This window comes from Paraburkholderia sediminicola (assembly GCF_046027355.1).
Taxonomy (GTDB): Bacteria; Pseudomonadota; Gammaproteobacteria; order Burkholderiales; family Burkholderiaceae; genus Paraburkholderia; species Paraburkholderia sediminicola_B.
On record NZ_JAQQEK010000068.1, the window covers coordinates 1 to 16,169 of the forward strand.

The following is a 16,169-nucleotide window of genomic DNA, read 5'->3' on the forward strand; positions in this document are numbered from 1 at the left end:
CAGTTGAATCCGCCGTGCCCTCCTTTTCGATCTTGGCGATATCTCCCGGCTCCTGCCCCGCCACCTGATGCGTTTGTCACATGTGTTTGTTACCCATACGCACATGGACCATTTTTCCGGCTTCGATCATCTCTTGCGCGTTGATGCTCGGGCGCAAGGCTGGCATCGTGATGTTTGGCGGCCCCAACTTTCTTGCACAAATCTAACACAAGCTGAGCGCCTATACCTGGAACGTAGTGCATCGTTATGACGTCGAGCTGGTGATCGACGCGCGCGAAATCGAAGTGGACGGTGGCGGGCAGCGTGCACTCTTTTCAAGCCGGAGACGGTTCGTCCGCGAAGCCAGCCCATCCTTTGAGCGATCTGACGACGTGGTGCACGACGAAGCAACCTTTCGCGTGCGTGGCCGGTTTGTCGATCATGACATCCCGTGCGTTGCGTACGTGCTCGAGGAGAAGGCCAGCGTCAACGTCGCGAAGGACCGGCTCGCGGCGCTGGGGGTGTCGACGGGTGCGTGGCTGCGCGAACTGAAACATGCGGTGCTGACCGGCGCCCCTGACGAGGCGCCCATTCAGGTACGGTGGCTCGACCGGCATGGCGAGCACGCGATGACCCGACAGGTCGGCGAACTACGTCACCTGATCGTCGACATCGTTCCTGGGCAGCGCATTGGCTACGTAACGGACTTGCGCTATACGGAACCGAACGTAGAGGCCCTGTCGGAATTGATGCACGACGTGGACCTGCTGTTTATCGAGAGCGTCTTTCTTGACGAGGACAAGACCCATGGCCTGCGCAAGAATCACCTGACGGCCCGCCAGGCCGGTCTCATCGCGCGCCGGATCGGCGCCCGGGCGGTGGTACCGTTCCACTTTTCGCCGCGTTACGAAGGACGCTCGGCAGCACTGATTGCAGAAGTGCAGGCGGCATGGTCCGCTACGTCGGGTCTGGTTGGCGAAAGACCTGATTAGACCAGGGAAGCTTCACTACCGATCGCTCGCCCATCGTCCATGGACTACTTTGGCCACCCTGTTTCACGCCGCGGTTACGACGTCCTGTTGAGCCTGGAATGATAGTCAGGAATCGGCCAGACCTTCGCTCGCGTTGCCATACGGACATTCAAACGGCGGCTCCGCACCGGACAGCAGACCTTCGTGTGCTCGACACGTACACCCTCCACTTCATCTGGAACCTGGACACTATCGCGTGGGTGATTCGGGCGTAGGGCGCGGCGAAGGCGCCAGCAGTTGATACGAAGACGGTTGATACGTTTGCAGACGTGCCCCTTCAGTCGTGAGCCCCTTCTTCAATTATCTTCGGGTCAATGAATCCCATGGTTTCATTGGGATCCTGGATGTGGACTGCTGCCACGACGGCGTCCTGTGGCACGTAGCATCTGGTGTCTCCGCGGGTGATCTCGATCATCGCCCCGCCAGTGTCAACGGCGTCGCAAAGCGTCATGCACCAATCCTTGTGCCGGTGGTGCTCGTGGAAGATGACCGGTGAGACATCGCCCCAATGCTTTCCATTCAAGATGAAGAGCCAACGCATTTTTGATCCCCTTTGTGATTTTCAGGAAATCTTGGCATGACGTATCCCACCCATTTCGGCGAGTGCCTGCACCGCTTATCCGGGCCTGCTGCCGTGATTGTCGACGGCATCACGAAGGCGTTCAACGCCCGAAACCTGGATATGGCCGACGACGCGCGAATTGTGTTCGCCGTACGGCTGCATCGTTGATGATGACACGCCGCCGCGGCGATGCCCTTTCGGCGTACTACGTGACGGGCTGTGGATGCGCGAGATGGATGTCAGAGGTCACCCTCGTCAATCTCGACAACGAATGGTTCGGCTACGTCGACCGGACGAGAAGGCTCATAGTGAACGCCTCACTGCTGCACGATCTCGCGAACACGCGAGGCAATCCTCGTCTGCTCTCGTTGGTCGCTGCTTTCGTAGCGGTCGATTGCCTCCGTATCGATGACGATGACGAAGGGAGCGTTGCGTCTCGGCGCGTCATCTGGCCCGACCACCTGCCATTCGACAACTACGTGGTTCGGCGCGCTTCCTTCAAGAAATTCAACGTCAGACGGGAATTCCTCGTGGAGCACGAATTTGACCCAGTCGGACTCGCGAGACATGGCGATCTCCTCAAGAACATTTCTGAAATCCTGGGGCCGCGGCAAGGGCCTGGGAGGACGGTCAAGCCCGTATATCACCGTCGCGTGCGCGCTCACACGGTCCGACGTGTCAGTGAATTCGCTCGAGGGTACGAAGCAGGGAATCCCCGTCCTGCGTAACGCGAGGGAGCACGGCACCGCCCGCAAGTTGCTCCATGGCGACCAGTTGACGTTCGAGCAACGCGTCAAGTTTGTCCCGGTCGGCAATCTGTTCGGCGGAGTCCTTGACGAGCATCAATGTCGCAAATTCATGGGGGCTGAGCATACCTGTCTCCTGAGAGTTCGAGTAGGTGCTGTACATGGAATGCGCCGGCTACTGGCTTGTGTGCCGTGCCCGCCAGGCTATAGCGCTCGCTTTCGGCGACGCATTACCCGTGGCGCGTTTGGCTGCGACATGCAGCGGGGAGTTGATGGTAGGCGGAGGTCCGGGAGCGTGGCAATTCGGGACGTCCCTCATATTGGACATGTTGGCAGTAGCGCACTTCCAAAGATGCGGCAGCGATTAAGCGCTTGCTTCATCGTCGCGTCTCCCTTGTGAAGGGAACCGGTGAGCGAGTGGACGCTTGCCGGCCATCTACGGACGGTAGCCTACGCACGCGTGGGACTTTCGAAGGGCTGCTCTACGCAGGACAACAGTCTGTTGTCCGGGCTACTCGCCCATCTCGGCAGTCGTCACTTGAGCGTCTTCGAGACCCAATACAAACGGACAGTTAACGTTTGCAGCGAAGAGCCGCGCACGCGATGCCCTGAGGTAATGATGTACGTTGTATTTAAGGGCAAACGGGTGAACTCGCCGTGCCGATCAGCACCGATCCCACAAATTCGGCGCTTGCACCCCAGGCGGGCGTCACATGCGCACGACGAAAGCATAAAGTTATCCGCCAATCTGCCGATATAACAGCGAGGAACATGCGCCGCGTACTGATGCGGCGCGGCTCGCCGAGGCGAGGCGCAAGAAAAAACAGTCGCACAAGACTGATACGAAACGAGAGAGAGGGCCGATGACTGGCGTCTACAACCCCCTGCTTGTCTGCCTGTCGCTGGTGGTCGCATTCCTTGCGTCCTACACGGCGGTGGAACTGTCCGGCGGCCTGAACGCGCTCGCGAGCGCGAAACGGCGGCCGCTATGGCTTGTCGGCGGAGCGGTGTCGATGGGCCTCGGCATCTGGTCGATGCACTTCATCGGCATGCTCGCGTTCTCGCTGCCGATTGCTGTCGGCTACGATTTCTCCATCACCGCGGCGTCGCTGTTCCTCGCGATCAGCGTGTCGCTGATCGCGCTTGCCACCGCGAGCCGCGGCGCGCTGTCGCGTAGGCGCCTGTACGTCGCCGGGACGCTCATGGGCATCGGCGTGGCCGGGATGCACTTCACCGGCATGCACGCGTTGCAGATGTCGCCGGGAATCGAATACACGATTTGGAAAGTCGCGCTTTCAGTGGGCGTGGCGATCGCCGCTTCGATGGCGGCGCTCTGGCTCGCCTTCACGCTGCGCACGTCGGGCATCGAGAATCTCGTCGTCAAGCGGCTCGGCGCGGCCTTCATCATGGCGATCGCGATCACCGGAATGCACTATTTGGGCATGAGTGCGGCCAACTTCGCCGCCGGCAGCTTGTGCCTCTCGGGCGCAAAGCTCGATGCGAACTGGCTTGGGCTCGTCGTCACGGCGACGTCGTTCGCCGTGCTGGTGGGCACGCTCGCATTGCTCGGCTTCCATACGAGCAGCCTCTCCATCTCGCTCAAGCGCGCGAACCGGCAACTGCATTATCTCGGCACGCACGATGCGCTGACGAAGCTCCCGAACCGCCAGCAACTCTCTTTGCGGATCGCGCAAGCGGTCGCCGAATGCACGCGGAGAGAATCGGCGTTCGCCGTGCTCTTCATCGACCTCGACGGCTTCAAGTCGATCAACGATTCGCTCGGCCACGGCGTCGGCGATGACTTGCTGCAAGTGTGCGCCGAGCGTCTGTGCCAGGACTTGCGCCGTACCGACATGGTTGCGCGGCTCGGCGGAGATGAATTCGTGATCGTGGTCGAGAACGTGGCCGATGCGTCGTCCGCCGTGGCGGTCGCCAATGGCGTGCTGCGGCGGCTGAGCGAGGAGGTCGTCGTCAACGGATTGCCGCTGCGCGTGAGCGCGAGCATCGGCATCGCGTTCTATCCCAGCGACGGCCGCAATGCCGACGAACTGCTCCACAGCGCGGACGCCGCGATGTACGCCGCCAAGCAAAGCGGGCGCAACACGTTCCGCGTGTTCGAGCCGCAGATGAACCACACCGCGCTCAAGTCGCTGATCCTGCAACGCGATTTGCATCGTGCGTTGAGCGACGGCGAACTAAGCGTGTCGTTCCAGCCGAAGTTCAGCGTTGCATCGCAATCGCTGACGGGCGTCGAGGCACTGATCCGCTGGCATCATCCCGAACTCGGCGAGATTCCTCCGCTCGAATTCATCCCGATCGCGGAACGCTCGGGCCTTATCGTCGAGATCGGCGACTGGGTGCTGCGTGAGGTTTGCCGCAACATCGCGCTATGGGACGCGCAAGGGCTGCCCGCGATTTCCGTGGCGGTGAATCTTTCGCCGATCCAGTTCAACGTGCCGGACCTGGTGGCCCGCATCGATGCGTTGATCGGTGCAGCCGGCGTCGATCCGTGTCGCCTGATGTTCGAGATCACGGAAACGACGGCGATGCAGAACATCGAGAAGACGAGCTGCACGATTGAAGCACTGCAGTCGCGCGGCTATACCGTCGCTGTCGACGATTTCGGTACCGGATATTCGAGCCTCGGCTATCTCCAGCGCTTCAGGTTCGACCAGATCAAGATCGACGGCTCGTTCATGCGCGATCTCGACTCCGTCGGCCAGCGCGGCGGCGCATTGCTGTCCGCCGTCGTGTCGCTCGCGCGCGCGTTGCAGATCGAGGTCGTCGCGGAAGGCGTCGAGACGGAGTCGCAATTCCGCACGCTCAGCGAACTTGCCTGCGATCAGGTGCAGGGTTTCCTGTTGAGCCGGCCGTTGCCCGCCGCCGAGTTCCTTGCGTTCCTGCGTTGCGCCGCGGACCGGATCGCCGCCGCCGGGAGCGTCTGCGCCACGCCCGCAGCGTGAGGGCGGGTGACGGTCCCGGCCTTGGTTCGATGCCTGCGTCGATTTCCTCAGCTTCGCCACATCGTCGAAACCAGCCGTTGGGCAGCCCCATTCGATGATGTCATGGGCAAGGTTCCTGGCTGGTTTCCGTCGATCACAAGCACGTCGCAAAGGAGAGGGATTTCGACTAGGCCGTGAGGATGGCAAAGGGCTTTGTCAACTTGTCGAGGCTGAGAAGGAAAGACGGCAGGAGAGAGCATGCTCAGAAAGCATAGGACGGATTTCGGGTGACTTCGGTGATTTTGCCCCACGCAACGAATCGCGCCGCGAGTTGTTTGCGATAGAGTGAAGCGCGCAGCAGATGCCGCTTGAGCGCGAAATGTTGCCGGATCGGACCGAAGCACGATAGAAATTTCTGTGTGCGTTTCGGGTCGCGGAAGCCGCGCATGCGACGCTCGCGTTCGCGCGTCGGTTGGTGACTGTTCTCAGCCCGGTTGTTCAGCCGGGCTGCAGCTTTGACGAACACGTGTTTCACGTTCGCAAGTTCTGGGATCCCGGCTTTTGCCGCCGGATAGCTGCGTAACTGATCAGTGACGATCCGACGCGGCACCGGGCTCGAACGCAGCACACGCTTGAAGAAGCGTTTGGCAGCGGCTTTGTCGCGCCGCTTTTGCAGCAGGATGTCGAGTTCGACGCCATGCTCGTCGACCGCACGCCACAGCAGGTACGGTTCGCCACGCAGCGTGACGAACATCTCGTCGAGGTGCCACGTGTTACCCGGCTTGCGTCGCACCGCTTTCACTCGATGAGCAAAGCCCTTACCAAACTTGTCACACCAGCATCGGATCGTCTCGTATGTCACGATCACGCCGCGCTCGAAAAGCAGTTCCTCGATGTCGCGCAGGCTCAGCTGGAAGCGGAAATACCATCGAACAGCGCAGCTGATGACACCAGCCGGGAAACGGTAACCGTGATAGAGCGATTTCGATTTCTTCATCGCGCCATCTTATCCGACGGGTCACCCAACCTGACAATGCCGTACCGCGAGGTCTGCGCACTGCTGTTCTTCCGCCATGGCATCACGCCGACCGCGAACCGGCTGTACCAGCTCGTGAAGCGGGGCAGTATGGGCACGCCGACTGCGGTGCTCGGCGAGTTCTGGACGGAACTGCGCGAGAAGAGCCGCGTGCGCATCGAGCATCCCGATCTGCCCGCCGATCTCGGTGCGGCCGCCGGCGAACTGGTCGCGACCCTCTGGGCGCGCGCCACCGCGTCGGCCGGAACGGCGCTCGACGCGCTGCGCGCCGAAGTCGAGGCACAGCGGGCCGAATCGCAGCAGGCAGTCGTCGCCGCCCGCGACGAACTGGGTCGCGTCGAGACCGCGCTCGAACAGCGCACTGCGGCGCTACTGGCCGCGCAGGTCGAGGTCCGGGAGCTGGACAGGGCGCAGGCCGAAGGTCATGCGCAGCGACAGGCGCTCGAGGGCGAACTGGCGCGCATCAGCGCGGCACTGGCTGCGCGCGATCGCGAGCTTCAGGAGGCGAGGGAAGGGTTTTCGCGTGACCTGGGGAAACAGCGGGAGACGGCTGAGCGCGCGGAGGAGCGCCTGCGGGCGTCCGAGAAGCGTGCGCTGCTGGAAATCGACCGCGAGCGCAGTACCGCAACGAAGCTGCAGAAGGAGCTGGACGAAGCTGCGCGTCGTGCGGATCACAGGGATGCCGACCATCGCCGCTCAGTGGAGACCATTCAGGCGCAACTGGGCGACGTCCGTCATCGGAAAGGCGTACTGCAGGGGAGACTGGATGCGGCCCAGGCGGAGAACCTGCGATTGCACGCAGAACTGATGTCGCTAAGGAAAGCGGCAACGCGTGCGCCGGAAAGCCGGGCGTCGCCCGCCTCGGCTGGAGTACGGAAGACGCCACGGCCGACCCGCCCCGCTCGGACCGTGCCGACCGCCCAAGCCGCAACGCGACGCAAAAAAACGGTATAAACGCAGTGTGACTCGCCACTCACGGAATGGCTGCATGGCTGATATCTACCTGCTCACTGGACTGACGCTTCCTCAAGGCGTCGCGCATGAGTCCCTGCCCGGGATCGTGGCGCTCTTCGTGTCGGATTGCTGGCCGGGTATGAGCCGCGCGCAGATGCTCGCCCGCGCGAAACGGCGGGGTCTGCGCCTATCGTTCCGCGCGACGGCGCGGTGCATGCCCGGTGAATCCGGCGTGTTTGAGTTGCGCTTCAGCGACGGGAGTGTTGAATGCCTGATGCTGGCGCGGCTACAGCGCATCGGGAACAGCAGCCGCAGAATTCGTCGGACCAGGCGGACTGACGTGTCCCGACCCCCACCGCGCGATCCCCGGCAGACCCGGTTGCTGTGACGCGACGGTACCGGTTGCTGCGTGGCGCGCCGCTCGATATGCTCGCAGCCTTCAGCGATCAAGGAGGCAGGACGTGCGGCGCGTGGCGGTCAGGAAATCATCAATCCATGGGCGAGGCGTGTTCGCGGTACAGGCGATTCCTGCTGGCCAGCGGATCTTTGAATATCGCGGCGAGGTGACATCGTGGCGGCGGGCGTCTGTTCGGCACCGGCGGTCCGGTCTGGCGGGCCATACTGTCATTTTCGGGCTGGCTGATGGGCGCGTGATTGACGGCAGCGTTGGGGGTAGCAGCGCACGCTGGCTGAACCATTCCTGCGAGCCAAACTGCGAGGCGATCGAGGACGAACGGGGGCGCATCTTCATCGAGACGATCAGGGACGTGATGCCGGGCGACGAGCTTTTTATCGCCTATGGACTTAGTACCGATGAGGCGATTACTCCCGAACTGGCCGCCGACTTTGCTTGTCGCTGTGGGAAGAGGCGCTGTACCGGTTCGATGCTGGCATCGGCAAGCGGTTCAGGCGTCGATCGTCGACCGCAGCCGGCGCGGGTCGCGAGGCCGGTCCTACTGCAGATACACCGTAGGGTGACGCTCTTGCTGGTGGTGGACGGTTGCGTGATCCTCGCCCGGCGGTTGAGCAAGCTCTCCGCCTCGCCGCTGGCGATGCGTAGCGGCGTTTACCTGAAACGTGTCACCGCGGTTGCGCAGGAAAAGGGTCGGGAGGTCGACAGCGTCGCTCTGAAGGCTGAGGACAATTTCGAGCCGATTGCCTGACAGCACGGATTCTCATTGATGGACGGAGTGCAGATAGCGCAACACCATCGTACCCAATGTTTACCGTGAACTCATCAACGCTGAAACTATCTACTGGCAGTGCCCATGACTGATATCGCATTGAGCAGCACCGATTACAGCGGCATACACGGCGACATCGTTGCGCTTCTGGAACTCGGTCGTCGTGCTGCGGCCCGAAGTGTCAACGCACTGATGACAGCTACCTACTGGGAGATTGGTCGCCGGATTGTCGAATTCAGTCAGGGCGGGGAGGCGCGCGCAGCGTACGGTCAGGCCCTTCTGGATCGGTTGTCAGCCGACCTGACAGTCCGCTTCGGGCGGGGGTTTGGGGTTGACAACCTTGAGTTGATGAGGATGTTCTTCCAGACCTACCCGCCAGCCGCGATTTCCGAATCACTGATTCGGAAATCTGCGCCCACAGGCCATGCGGGCAATTCCGAACCGGCGATTCGGAATTTCGATCTCGAGCAACTCGCGACTGTATTTCAGCTGTCCTGGACGCATTACATCCACCTCATGCGGCGAACCCGCTCAGTTGAAGAAAGAGTGTTTTACGAAGCTGAAGCGCTTCGGGGCGGATGGAGCGTGCGACAACTGGATCGGCAGATCAGCAGCCAGTTCCACACCCGTGCGATGCTGTCGAAAAACCGGCCCGCCATGCTGCAGAAGGCGGCCAAGGCACAACCGGGCGACCTTGTGACCGCAGAAGAGGCAATCAAGGATCCTTATGTCCTCGAGTTCCTCGACCTCAAGGACGAGTATTCCGAAAATCAACTCGAGGAGGCATTGGTCCATCGCCTCGAAGACTTTCTTCTTGAGCTGGGTGGCGATTTTACGTTCGTGGGCCGACAGCGTCGCCTTCGGATTGGCGAAAGCTGGTTCCGGGTCGATCTTCTGTTTTTTCACCGGCGTCTGCGATGCCTTGTCATCGTCGATCTCAAACTCACCGAGCTCAACCACGCCGACGTCGGCCAGATGCACATGTACTGTAATTACGCACGTGAGCACTGGACGCTGCCAGGAGAGAATCCACCCGTTGGCCTGATCCTGTGTGCGCGAACGAATGCCGCGGTGGCGCGTTATGCATTGGAAGGGCTGCCGAACAAAGTGCTGGCGGCTGAGTACCATATGGTCCTGCCGGATGAAAAACTCCTCGCCGAAGAACTGGCCAGAACCCGACGTGCGTGGGAGGCCCGCCATAGGCCGGAAGAGGGCGCTGACGGCGTAGATGATCAACTGTCGTGAAAAGGTCATCGTCATCGCGCTTTGCGAATCATCAATCAGCATTCAGAGATTGACTGCTACAGGCGCGATCTGTACTGGGAATGCACCTCCTCAGCGGTGCGTGTGGTCGCAGTCGTGAGCGGTCAGCGCAGTCATCAGGTCGTCGATGAGATGGCCGGAATTGAGAAGCACGGCCAGATGGATTAATCTCGTCAGCCACGACGAACAACTGTTCTGATCTGACGCATGCAACTCGACATCTTCAACGACAGCCGTGATGTAATGATGCGCAATGACGTTCTGTCGGCATTGCAGCAGTACGATGCGGCGGCCGCGCGGCGCGCTTTGCACGTTCTGGAGAACGACTATCCCGAAGATGATGCTTTGGTGCAACTCGGGCTGATCGCCGACGCCCTGGAAGCGCGGTCGACGGCGCCGTTCGGGGATCATCGGACAGTTCTTGATGCCAGCCATTCGCTCTCCACGCGCCTCCAACCTGCTGTGTCCTGTATGTTTCCGCGCGCGAGTTCGGCCGGCTGGCTGGCGCCGCTTTGGGCAGAACTGGCCGGGCGCGCTGCTGCGCTGCCTTTCTGTGCGGAACATGCGGATGCACATTCGGCGTCGCTTCTGCTGCTTGCGGCCAGGTGGGCCGAAGCGGAACAGGCGGTGCTGCGCATCGACTCGTGGCGACGGATTCCCGCGCCGCTTGGCTGGATGGCGCAAGCGCGCTACCGGATTGACGGGTTAGATGCCGCCTGGCCGTTGCTGATCGAACTGGCCTGGCTCTCGCCGTCGCTGTTCGACCACCTGTTGGGGCGACTCGGTGACATGTCGCTCGGTGCCATGCGGCGTAGCTTCGACGCCTCGTTCGACGGCGAAGGTGACACGGGTGATCTGGCATGGTTTCCGGCTTGGGTACTGACGGAAAAGCCTGGTCTCACGCCGCTGTTCAGGCAGGCGGAGTCCACGCGACGCAATGCGCCCGAGAGGGCGTTCAAGCTGGTGCTCGAACTGCTCAGTCTGGAGCGTCAAGGCCGCCATCACGAACTGCTTCAAACGCGGCGCGAACTGCAGTCGCTTAGCGCAGCGGTGTACGCCGCCTATATGAAGACGCGTTGAGCCCGCGACCCGGAACATGACACGTACTGCGTCTCACAAGTGGATCTTCGTTGCGCGCTTTCGTCGTGGCGCCTTTGGCTGGAAGTCCGCGTTGCCGATCCAGCGTCTGAAGGAAGCCCTGACGGAAATCCGGCAGATCGCCCGCGCCGATCCAGCGCTCGCAGCAGAGGGCGCGGTCGTTCTGCTCGAAAGGCTTTCGCCTGCGATCGAACACGTCGACAGTTCGTCCGGCGCAATCGGCACTGCGGTCAATCGTGCAATCGATGCGCTTGTTCCGGTGATCGCCACGGCGGACGTGCCCGCCACGGCACGCATGCGCTGGCTGGAGCGGTTGTTCGATGCGCTCCAGGACGATCAGATGCCGTATATCGAACAGGTGGGCCATCGCTGGGGTGAGCTTTGCGCGTCGCGTGCCATGGCGTCCGGATGGGTAGACCGCCTGTTACCGGTCACAGCGCACGTGATGGGTGCTGAGGGTGCGGGCGGCCATTTCGTGGGGACCACGGCCTGCCTGAGCGCGCTGAACGTCGCCGGGCGTCATGAGGAACTGCTCGCGCTCCTGGACGGCGCGCGCCTGAACTGGTGGGGGTATCGCCAGTATGGGGTAGACGCTTTGATCGCACTGGGTCGTCTGTCTGAGGCACTGCGGTATGCGGAAGCGTCGAGGGGGCTGAATGCGCCCACCGCGGCAATCGCCCGCAAGTGCGAAGCTATCCTGCTGTCATCGGGCATGATGGACGAGGCCTATCGGCGCTACGCCATCGAGGCGAATCAGGCCACCACGCATGTCGCGACGTTCCGTGCCATTGTAAAAAAGTATCCGCACAGGACCCCGCACAGCATCCTCGACGATCTGGTGGCGAGCAGTCCTGGTGCGGAGGGCAAATGGTTCGCCGCGGCAAAAGACGCGGGGCTGCTTGATCTGGCAGTGTCGCTCGCGATGCGAAGTCCCACGGACCCGCGCACGCTGATACGGGCCGCACGCGATTTCGTGTCGCGCCGGCCTGAATTCGCAATGGCCTGCGGCATGGCTGCATTACACTGGATGGCAGCAGGCTTCGGTTATGAAATCACCGGCAGCGATGTGCTGGATGCCTACGGCGCGCTGACGGACGCGGCGCTCGCTGCTGGCGTGGAGCGTGACCAGATCAACCGGCGTTTGCGTGACCAGTTTGCGGCTGTGCCGACGCACTCGTTCGTGGCCACGGTGCTGGCGCGTCATCTGTCGGTATGACACGGGCGAGCCTGTACGATGGGCGGAAGTCAGCATGGGACCATCATGGAAACGTACAATCCCGACAACCCACCCGACCCTGAATTGTGGCTTGCGCTCGATGAACAGGAGCGGATTTCTCTTGCTGAAAAGTGTCACCGCGCTGCGCGCAACAGACTGCCGAACGTCACGGCACACGCCACGCTCCACGTGATCGTTGAAAACCAGATTGCGCTGGAGCTTGAGCCTGTGGTCCAGGCGATGCGCCGGCTCATGAAAGAAGGACTTGCGCGACACGAAGCCTTGCATGCAATCGGCTCCGTCGTCGCCGAATACCTTTTTGATCTCCTCGGGACACATCAGGGCGGCGAAGCCGGAGTTTCGCCCGCAGGATGTTTCGCGGCAGTAGAGCGATTGACTGCTACGAAATGGCGCGAGGGCACGCGCTGAAACCAGTATCGTCAGCGCTTCAGCCGGGAGTGCACCGGCGGCCATGCGTTTACCGGAGTGCCGTTTCGTCAAATCTTTTGTCAGGAAGTGCCACAGTCAGCGTCAGGCAGCATGGTAGCAATCTGTTTGCGCAGCCGCCAGCGACGATACGGGCTTCGGCTCGTCGCGCTCCCGAAGTCCGGCCTGATCCTGCAGCGGCATCCTGACGGGCCTTGATTTCGTCCTGGAAGGCAAACGCGTTTTAAACCTGTTGTCTAAAATACCAGTTGTTATCCCGAGCGGGGATTGACATGGAACAGCTATACCAGGAAACAGTGGGGCAACTCGCAGACCGGTGGACCGTGCTGATGAATGAACTGGACCGATACAAGTCGGGCCACTATCCCGATCTGTTGTGCGTCGAGATTCTCAGGCTTGTCCGGGAAGCCGAGCACCTCCTCGTTCCTGATCCTTTCGAGGCGGACCTGCTTCTCACCGCGCGCGCCCTGGTCGAGGATTGCAACCCGAAAATCGCCATGCTCAAGTTACACGAAGCGATAGACGGACGGCTTTCCGGCAGATAGTCCCCTTTCGTCTTCAGGTGACGGCGAAGCTGTGTCTGTGCCGGTCGCGGCCAGTCGGGAGCGCCGATGAGGCCGGGTCGTTGCGCGAATGGCCGCCAGAGTGGCGCGACGTTTACTTCCGGAACGCTGCGACTTTTGCTTCATCGCACGCTGTTGAAAAAGGCGGTCGTTCCCCTGGCAGCATGGCCGCCGCGGAATTCCAGTCAACCGCCTTTCAGGTCAGAGCGACACGATCTGTCGCAATAGTTCCAGCGCTTTCATTTCGTCCAGACGACCCGTTCGTGCTTTACCTGCGAGCGTCTTGATCAGTGCCTCTGCGATCGGTTCAATTCCTGTCAGATCGTCCAGACTGGTCACGGGAGCAGAACGGCGCGGCTCCGCGACGACCTCTGTGACGGGCGCCGTCGGAGGCTGCTGGTGGGAGGCGGACGGTGGGATGTCGTTGTCAACGGTTTGCCGGATTGCCAGATCTGAGGCAGGTGGCAGTCCTGAATCCTGTTGCTCCACGATTGCCTTCGTCACGGCGGCGGCGCTGGTGTGATCCGCCTCAGACGGTTGGGCGTGTCGATCGCTCGCGGTTTTTGCCTTTCTGCCCGTGGACTTTCTTGCCACCGCCGCTTCGGGCTCTACCGCGGCTGGCAGTTCCCGTTGATCAGGTGCGGGTCGACCCGACTGTGGATCGAGCAAGGCCGTCACCGGCTCGGGAATGTCCGTGACTGAACGCGGAACGTCCAGCCAGGCAGTTGGCAGCCCAAGGCGTTCAGTGAAACGGACGGCTTCGGCGTCGTCCATGCGCTTCTGCCCATACAGACGATTGTCCAGGTTGGAGGCGCTGATACTCATCACCGCGCTGAGTCGCAATTTCGAGCCCTTGCGGGAGGTGAGTACGTGCAGGTTGGCGCGACGAATGCTTTGCAGAGCCGCCATGTCGTTCAGCGGCAGGGATTGCTGGGCCCCCGACTTCATGGATGCTTTGGCTTTCGCTGATGCCGGTTTCGACGAGGGAACCGCGGCAGTCTTTGCCGCAGCAGGTTTGCTCTTCGCGACGGCCTGTGGCGAGCCACCAGCGGTTCTCTTCGACATTTCTGATTCCCTGGGCAAACGGTCAGTGGCAGTAGGGCGGTGAATCGCAGGTATTGCAGGAGCCGGTTCCAATGCTTCCCCGTCCGCCGGTTCCGGTTCGGTATTTGCGTGGATGAAGTCAAGCGGCGCCCTCAAGCGACTGAGGGTCCCGGAGGTGAGAGCAGGGTTGGGTTGATCGAAAAACCCATCGGGTAGACCGAGCGTCGTCTCAATGTGGAAGGCTGTCTCGGGTGTGAATCTCTCACCATTGATCAACTCGTTCACGCGTGTCAGGTTGGAATCGAGTCCCAGCGCGATATTCTCCGCGCCCACCGCATCGACCAGCCACTTGAACGAACGCGTTTTGAAAATGGACGCCGTCTGGGCCGCGTCTCGCGCGGGCGGCGTTTTTACGTATGGCTTGTTCTGTCGGTGGGATGTCGTTTTCGAAGGTTGGCGCGACTGACGCGGACCCTTGTCTCGAGATCCCGAATGTCGCCCATGTGGCTGACTCATAAAGTGGGGCTCTCCGCCGGTGAAATCACTGTCGATTGGAGAATTATAAGGGAGGAGATACTAGCCTTGGACTTGTCAACCGCTGCTGCCCCGGATGCTGACTGCTTTGTTGCCGGCGGCCTCTATGGCAAGATGGGGGCGGCATGCGGTAGGGACCCAACGAACACGATCTTGTTGATGCGCACGTCGCGGAGGAGACCGGAGTGCAGCGGTCACCGCGCACGGTCGATCAAGGGCAAGTCATCGGCCAAACCCGACGTTCGGCTGTCGGCATTGGTGAGGCAGCAACCAGTTGCATTCCCGACATTCGAATGTCGGCAGCGGCGAATGTCAGCTCCAGCTGCACGCGAATGGGTACGCGCGACCGGTTGCCGCTCTTCAAGCCTTTCTGGGCCAAGTGTCTGTTCTTAAATGCGCAGCCGCCGTTCGCGCACGCTCAACGCCCTCCATCTGTTGGCCCCTGCCGACATTCGGTCGGCTTCCTGATATTCCCGCCTCTATCGCCATGAATGTCATGGCTTTACTACATGCGGATGCGTACTTTCGACCGAAATAGCAGGACTCCCCCGCGGTATGACATTGGACAAGCGAAGGTGCTGAAACTGGCTAGACACGCGACGCCAGAAGTCTGATGCCGGCAATCCCGAATACTACGGCCAGGCATCCTTCCAGGGCACGACGGGTCCGCACGTACAACCTGCGAGCCGAGTCCGTCGAAAACAGTACTGCATAACCGCCGAACACCAGACATCCGATGGCCGCACAACCTGCAATTACAGCACTATGGGCTGATCCCGTGCTGTTCGACGATAGAGCAACAATTGAAACCCACACGAGGATAGCTTTTGGATTGGTGAGATGGAGCATCACTCCGCGGGAGTAGACGCTCGTCAATGTCGGTGTTCGTTCCACCTTCAGTACGGATTCAGCTGCTGTCGCAAGCGCATTGCGTCCGGATTTGAAGGCTAGCCACAAGAGATATAGACCACCAAAAATCTTGACTGCAATGATGAATTGCGAATAGGCGATCAGGGCAGCCGACACGCCTAGCGCTGCCACCGTCGCCCAAAACATTGACCCCGAGATGACACCGAGTGCGAACATCAACGCCGCTTTCCGGCCGTGACTGGCCGCTATGGACATAATTGCAAGGTTGCTTGGCCCTGGACTCGCGGTGCCAACGAAATACGCTGCATAGGCAAGCAGCAGGTTTGTCGAGAAATAGGCGTTTCCAGTCATGTTTTGGTTCCGGAAATGGAAAGTCGCCTAATTATCGGGCTTTGCCGAAACGAACGGGAGTGGCAATATTGCCATCTTTCGAGGAATATCAGACATGCGCGCCAGTGTTCGTCGAACGAGGCGGGCGGATGGCGCCGCATGGCCGAAGCAAGTCAAACACCCGGGCCGCCTTCATGAATGCCTCAGTCCGACCTGTTTCGTCGAAAACCCGTGTTTCGCAAGCGGACCCGGGGCCGAACCAAACGGCAGATCAATGCGAACAACATCGCATGGACCCGACTAGCACGATTACATCGAGGAGCGCTCCGACGCATTCGCGGCGGGGCGCATCGCCCATTATGCGCGCAAT

Annotated in this window: 16 protein-coding genes and 1 pseudogene; 11 read left to right on the forward strand and 6 right to left on the reverse strand. The window is 61.1% G+C overall.

Annotated elements, in window-relative coordinates; translation table 11 throughout:
- Positions 1–10: 10 nt before the first annotated feature.
- Positions 11–971 (forward strand): annotated as a pseudogene (locus tag PQR42_RS44560) (ribonuclease Z); the annotation flags it as partial.
- Positions 972–1,287: 316 nt separating this feature from the next.
- On the opposite strand, the gene PQR42_RS44565 reads toward PQR42_RS44560, so the two are convergent.
- A complete protein-coding gene (locus PQR42_RS44565) occupies positions 1,288–1,551 on the reverse strand; it encodes a hypothetical protein (RefSeq protein ID WP_408495924.1) in 264 nt (87 codons plus the stop codon).
- Positions 1,552–1,587: 36 nt separating this feature from the next.
- Between PQR42_RS44565 and PQR42_RS44570 the strand changes: the two genes are divergently transcribed.
- Complete coding sequence (locus tag PQR42_RS44570; protein ID WP_408495926.1) at positions 1,588–1,740, forward strand: hypothetical protein; 153 nt, start codon at positions 1,588–1,590, stop codon at positions 1,738–1,740.
- Between the two features lie 149 nt (positions 1,741–1,889).
- On the opposite strand, the gene PQR42_RS44575 is transcribed toward PQR42_RS44570, so the two are convergent.
- Positions 1,890–2,141, reverse strand: coding sequence for a hypothetical protein (locus PQR42_RS44575; protein ID WP_408495928.1), 252 nt, complete (start codon positions 2,139–2,141; stop codon positions 1,890–1,892).
- 109 nt (positions 2,142–2,250) lie between these two features.
- Complete coding sequence (locus PQR42_RS44580) at positions 2,251–2,445, reverse strand: hypothetical protein (RefSeq protein WP_408495930.1); 195 nt, start codon at positions 2,443–2,445, stop codon at positions 2,251–2,253.
- Positions 2,446–3,181: 736 nt separating this feature from the next.
- Here PQR42_RS44580 and PQR42_RS44585 point away from each other — a divergent pair.
- Positions 3,182–5,281, forward strand: coding sequence for a putative bifunctional diguanylate cyclase/phosphodiesterase (locus tag PQR42_RS44585; RefSeq protein WP_408495932.1), 2,100 nt, complete (start codon positions 3,182–3,184; stop codon positions 5,279–5,281).
- 241 nt (positions 5,282–5,522) lie between these two features.
- Here PQR42_RS44585 and PQR42_RS44590 read toward each other — a convergent pair whose 3' ends face one another.
- Positions 5,523–6,257, reverse strand: coding sequence for an IS6 family transposase (locus PQR42_RS44590; RefSeq protein WP_408495933.1), 735 nt, complete (start codon positions 6,255–6,257; stop codon positions 5,523–5,525).
- Here PQR42_RS44590 and PQR42_RS44595 point away from each other — a divergent pair.
- From PQR42_RS44595 to PQR42_RS44630, 8 genes are all read left to right on the forward strand, one after another.
- A complete protein-coding gene (locus tag PQR42_RS44595; RefSeq protein ID WP_408495935.1) occupies positions 6,231–7,250 on the forward strand; it encodes a DNA-binding protein in 1,020 nt (339 codons plus the stop codon). The genes PQR42_RS44590 and PQR42_RS44595 overlap by 27 nt on opposite strands.
- Before the next feature lie 34 nt (positions 7,251–7,284).
- Entirely contained in the window at positions 7,285–7,638 is a 354-nt protein-coding gene (locus tag PQR42_RS44600) for a hypothetical protein (RefSeq protein WP_408495937.1), read from the forward strand.
- Between the two features lie 73 nt (positions 7,639–7,711).
- Complete coding sequence (locus PQR42_RS44605) at positions 7,712–8,413, forward strand: SET domain-containing protein (RefSeq protein ID WP_408495939.1); 702 nt, start codon at positions 7,712–7,714, stop codon at positions 8,411–8,413.
- A 105-nt stretch (positions 8,414–8,518) separates the two neighbouring features.
- The gene (locus PQR42_RS44610; RefSeq protein WP_408495941.1) at positions 8,519–9,679 is read left to right on the forward strand and encodes a PDDEXK nuclease domain-containing protein; all 1,161 of its coding nucleotides are present in this window, start codon (positions 8,519–8,521) and stop codon (positions 9,677–9,679) included.
- Positions 9,680–9,904: 225 nt separating this feature from the next.
- Entirely contained in the window at positions 9,905–10,777 is an 873-nt protein-coding gene (locus PQR42_RS44615) for a hypothetical protein (RefSeq protein ID WP_408495943.1), read from the forward strand.
- A 16-nt stretch (positions 10,778–10,793) separates the two neighbouring features.
- Positions 10,794–12,011, forward strand: a complete 1,218-nt coding sequence (locus tag PQR42_RS44620; RefSeq protein WP_408495945.1) for a hypothetical protein — start codon at positions 10,794–10,796, stop codon at positions 12,009–12,011.
- Between the two features lie 45 nt (positions 12,012–12,056).
- The gene (locus PQR42_RS44625) at positions 12,057–12,440 is read left to right on the forward strand and encodes a hypothetical protein (RefSeq protein WP_408495946.1); all 384 of its coding nucleotides are present in this window, start codon (positions 12,057–12,059) and stop codon (positions 12,438–12,440) included.
- A gap of 290 nt (positions 12,441–12,730) precedes the next feature.
- Complete coding sequence (locus PQR42_RS44630) at positions 12,731–13,003, forward strand: hypothetical protein (protein ID WP_408495948.1); 273 nt, start codon at positions 12,731–12,733, stop codon at positions 13,001–13,003.
- Positions 13,004–13,222: 219 nt separating this feature from the next.
- On the opposite strand, the gene PQR42_RS44635 is transcribed toward PQR42_RS44630, so the two are convergent.
- Positions 13,223–14,086 carry a hypothetical protein gene (locus PQR42_RS44635; RefSeq protein ID WP_408495950.1) on the reverse strand — a complete coding sequence of 288 codons (864 nt, stop codon included), beginning with the start codon at positions 14,084–14,086 and terminating at the stop codon, positions 13,223–13,225.
- A 1,101-nt stretch (positions 14,087–15,187) separates the two neighbouring features.
- Entirely contained in the window at positions 15,188–15,820 is a 633-nt protein-coding gene (locus PQR42_RS44640) for a LysE family translocator (protein WP_408495952.1), read from the reverse strand.
- Positions 15,821–16,169: the final 349 nt, after the last annotated feature.

Bases quoted from the DNA above. Each gene is read 5' to 3' on its own strand.
- PQR42_RS44635 (WP_408495950.1), bottom strand. From the start codon at position 14,086: ATGTCGAAGAGAACCGCTGGTGGCTCGCCACAGGCCGTCGCGAAGAGC.
- PQR42_RS44585 (WP_408495932.1), top strand. From the start codon at position 3,182: ATGACTGGCGTCTACAACCCCCTGCTTGTCTGCCTGTCGCTGGTGGTC.
- PQR42_RS44570 (WP_408495926.1), top strand. From the start codon at position 1,588: ATGACGTATCCCACCCATTTCGGCGAGTGCCTGCACCGCTTATCCGGG.
- PQR42_RS44620 (WP_408495945.1), top strand. From the start codon at position 10,794: ATGACACGTACTGCGTCTCACAAGTGGATCTTCGTTGCGCGCTTTCGT.
- PQR42_RS44565 (WP_408495924.1), bottom strand. From the start codon at position 1,551: ATGCGTTGGCTCTTCATCTTGAATGGAAAGCATTGGGGCGATGTCTCA.
- PQR42_RS44640 (WP_408495952.1), bottom strand. From the start codon at position 15,820: ATGACTGGAAACGCCTATTTCTCGACAAACCTGCTGCTTGCCTATGCA.
- PQR42_RS44615 (WP_408495943.1), top strand. From the start codon at position 9,905: ATGCAACTCGACATCTTCAACGACAGCCGTGATGTAATGATGCGCAAT.
- PQR42_RS44610 (WP_408495941.1), top strand. From the start codon at position 8,519: ATGACTGATATCGCATTGAGCAGCACCGATTACAGCGGCATACACGGC.
- PQR42_RS44630 (WP_408495948.1), top strand. From the start codon at position 12,731: ATGGAACAGCTATACCAGGAAACAGTGGGGCAACTCGCAGACCGGTGG.
- PQR42_RS44600 (WP_408495937.1), top strand. From the start codon at position 7,285: ATGGCTGATATCTACCTGCTCACTGGACTGACGCTTCCTCAAGGCGTC.
- PQR42_RS44590 (WP_408495933.1), bottom strand. From the start codon at position 6,257: ATGAAGAAATCGAAATCGCTCTATCACGGTTACCGTTTCCCGGCTGGT.
- PQR42_RS44575 (WP_408495928.1), bottom strand. From the start codon at position 2,141: ATGTCTCGCGAGTCCGACTGGGTCAAATTCGTGCTCCACGAGGAATTC.
- PQR42_RS44625 (WP_408495946.1), top strand. From the start codon at position 12,057: ATGGAAACGTACAATCCCGACAACCCACCCGACCCTGAATTGTGGCTT.
- PQR42_RS44580 (WP_408495930.1), bottom strand. From the start codon at position 2,445: ATGCTCAGCCCCCATGAATTTGCGACATTGATGCTCGTCAAGGACTCC.